Annotated in this window: 1 protein-coding gene and 1 pseudogene; both read right to left on the bottom strand. The window is 37.3% G+C overall.

The window, feature by feature from the left end; translation table 11 throughout:
• Positions 1-836: pseudogene (locus tag ACFILU_RS09500) on the bottom strand (hypothetical protein); the annotation flags it as partial.
• A gap of 1,208 nt (positions 837-2,044) precedes the next feature.
• The coding region (locus ACFILU_RS09495; RefSeq protein ID WP_375675729.1) for a YadA-like family protein at positions 2,045-3,682 on the bottom strand (1,638 nt) is incomplete at its 5' end.

The following is a 3,682-nucleotide window of genomic DNA, read 5'->3' as shown; positions in this document are numbered from 1 at the left end:
TCAGTAACGTCACCATCAGAATTGAAGCGCTTAACCTTGAATGTAGGAGCAGTCCACGTGCCATTCTCATACTTAGCGTTACCCCCTAAAGATTTTGCAACTTTATCACCTAGAGCATAAAGCTGGGAACCATTAACGGCATCGGTTGACGTTTTTGAGAGCTCACCAGGAGAAACATCCAAAAGACGCCGTGTCTCACCTTCACTATTCTGAATAGTTATTTGAGTTAATGGTGAGGTAGCAGCAATAGTTATCTTCTTTTCATCATCCGCTCGGGCTAGTTCACGAGATAAGCTTCTTATAAGAGAAAAGCTGCCTGTGTTCTCATGCCTATCATCACTTTGAGATGGATTATCTTGTTTTTCCCCAATAGCATGGGGTTCCTTTATATCAACAATCTGATGATTTAAACCTGCCAAATCACTATTAGTGCCAGAAAATGCATCCGCAATACTTTTATAACCTTCTACATTCTTATAACCTTCCGTACCTGCAAATGCAGTATCAAAAGCAGCTTTAGTCTGAAACTTAATATTAAGACTTAAGTTCTTGGGGGTATCCTCCCCCTCCACAAATGCAGAGCCACTATCTCTATACAATTTACTGCCAACTACGTAGGCTGGCGGTATACCTTGAAGCGCATTTGTACCACCACTAAAGTCGTTTGATTTGTTATTTAAAATCTGAGTAGCAGCAACAACAGGAGAAACATTTGATAAAAAGATAATCACTGAAGCCAATGAAAGCGCTTTAATAAAAAGCCGTCGATAAAACGAGCAAGAATTTTTACAATCATTCACCACTAGCGCTTTTGGTGTGGTATATAATTTTTTCATAACAAATTCTCCAAATAAGAAATACATATTTAGAACATTAAAAAGTCATATTTCAGTACTAGGGGTGATTAACGACGTGATTTTTGTTTGTTCTCTATAAAGTTTGAGTTTGCCGCAGAGGCGAACAGAAGTAATTAGAAGTCCGGCAAGGTTGTGATGGACGTTGATTAAAGGTTTTGTTAATGGGTTTTTTATTTTTTCCGCTTTTAAAGAAGGATGCTTTTTTTGCAACAAAACTCCTGAATGAGGGTGAAAAACGGATATGAAGAAGACATACTTGCGCCCTATTGTTAGATCTGCGGTTTATAGTTTTTAAAGTAAAAGAGTTCATTTTGTATAATTAAGAGGCTGTAATGTTTATTAGGGGAAAAGGTTAAGTTGTTGGCTGAATGATTTAGAGTACTTGTTGTGAAATCATTACGCTTTTATCGCGGGAGTAAGAGGTATACTCTTGAGCTTTAGATTTTTTTCTCTCAAAGAGCTTCAAAATAAAATGAAGGTGATTTTTTGTTTTTTTCATAATCTGTCGCGCCCCCCTTGCGAGCATCTTTCTGTTTTTACCAAAATGAGTCTTACTAAAGAATATCTCGCGATGCTATAGACTATTGCGTAAAATAGCAAGAGGAAAATGAATTTAATTATTTTTACAGAATGAGTCTTTCCGATTTATACAACCGTAAAATATCCTTATAACTTTAAAATTCATAGATTCCATGCACTATAGACTTGTCTAGAGGTTCTGTTTAATCGTTCGTTTTAGGTGTCCCATTTTGATCAAAATGAGTCTTACTAATAATTGCCGCTGTTGCGTACCTCATGATTGCTACTGCTATGTACAGAGAAAATAAATAAAATAATAATAATACGATTTTTGATTTTTTTAAACGTATCCCCCCCAATGGATATTTTCTATCAATGAAATTATAAAACGTACAGTTTTAAAATACTGTGCGATTACGCACTCTATCAATTTATATGAGAGTATTACGCTGTATTTATAAAATTTTTGTTAAAACGCTTTACTTCTTACTAAAATCAATCTCACTAAGATTATTACTATAGAATACATTATTATAAGACTTTATAAGTATACTACTCTATGGACTTCTCTGTAAAATATTACTTCTCTATAATATAAAATTTCGCCCTTGTCTGATGAGACAAGGGCGAAACTTCGCTTAAATTGTAGTTTTTCATATTCTCTGGTGTTATTTTAATTTCAGAGTTATTCCACCACCTACACCCCACTGACCGCCAGCACTGGTTGCTGATAGATTAGAACGAATCTTGCCATCTTCAGATGTATAACCTGCACCAATCGCAAAGGCAGATTGTCCACGCCAAAAACCACCACCAAATGAAACACTCACAGATCCTGGGTCATCGAAGTAACGTAAGTTAGAGACTGCCAAACCAATCGCTGCTGCTTGCCTTGCCTCTTTGCGCACATTCGTAATATCATAACTTAGTGCGTCAAACTTCATATCGGTATAAGATTTCGCCGCATTAACACCATTATCGACTTGTTCTTTAGTATACTCTTTCGCACTTTCAAGAGTAATCTTCATCTGCTCCGCGGTATGATCGTATAACTGACCACCATTCACTGCGTCCTTAGAGCCATGTTCAATTTTTCCATCTTGAACATTAGTAATCAAAACAGGCTCACTGTCATCGACACCTTTTAGAGTGATGCTATTGATTTTCTTTCCGCTATCATCGGTATCATAGCTAACCGCAACATTCACCTTGTTTTCAACTTCTGTTACCCTGCTTTCAACTTTATCCACCCTGCCTGTCACGTCGGTTACCCTGTTACTCATCTGCGAAAACTGATAGTCAGTCACCTCATAAGTTGACTTTTCTAAAATTTCACTAGGAGCAACAGTTACCGTGGTTGAATTATCCGCCTCATCTATGGTGCTTTCTTCCTCATCTATGGCAAGAGGTAAGCTTCTTAGAAAACGTGCGCTTCTCATAAAAGGAAAGCCTTCTGAAATAATATCCGAAGGATCACCATCTAGTGATTTACCCTCTGTTTCACCAATACCAAGGCCATTCTTTATACTAACAATCTCCTTATTCAAAATTTTGAAAGCACTATTAACGCCAGAAAACGCATCTGCAACATTAGTATAGTTTTTCTCAGTTTCATTACCATTCTTATCAAAGGCTTGAACTGTAAATGTAGGATCTGACCATTTTCCCGCTTTATTATATCCAGCACCACCGCCAAAATAACTTGCAAATGCCTGAGTCATAAGATAAATCTGACCACCATTTACTGCTTCAGTCGATGTTGCCGTAAATGCACCCCCCTTAACACCAGAGAGAACTCGTGGAAAATTAACACTGTTTGCAATATCTATTCTATTACCACCCTTGTCTCCACCAATCGTAATAAGCCCAGCGCTATTTTGCTTAACAAAACTATCACCTGTCACACTTTCGATCTTTTGATTAAGATTCGTAAAAGAACTACTTACACCAGAAAGCGCTTCCCCAACATTCTTATAGTTCTTTTCAGTCCCACTACCATTTTTATCAAAAACCTTAACTGTAAAAGTAGGAGCATTCCAGTTTCCATCTTTATCATATCCAGCATTATCACTAAAATAGCTAGCAACTACATTGCTCATGGCATAAAATTGAGAGCCATTTATCGCATCAGTCGATGTTGCTGTAATCGAACCAGCCTTAACACCCGCAAGAGTCCGTGCCACATTATCAACATTCGCGATATTTACCCTGGCCCCACTTACTTTTCCACCAATGGTAATAAGTCCGGTATCATCTTGCTTAACAAGATTATCACCTGTCCCATCAATGACTATATTCTCAATCTT

This window comes from Bartonella sp. CL100XZDX (assembly GCF_042195375.1).
Taxonomy (GTDB): domain Bacteria; phylum Pseudomonadota; class Alphaproteobacteria; order Rhizobiales; family Rhizobiaceae; genus Bartonella.
This window is presented reverse-complemented; position numbering and strand designations above follow the sequence as displayed.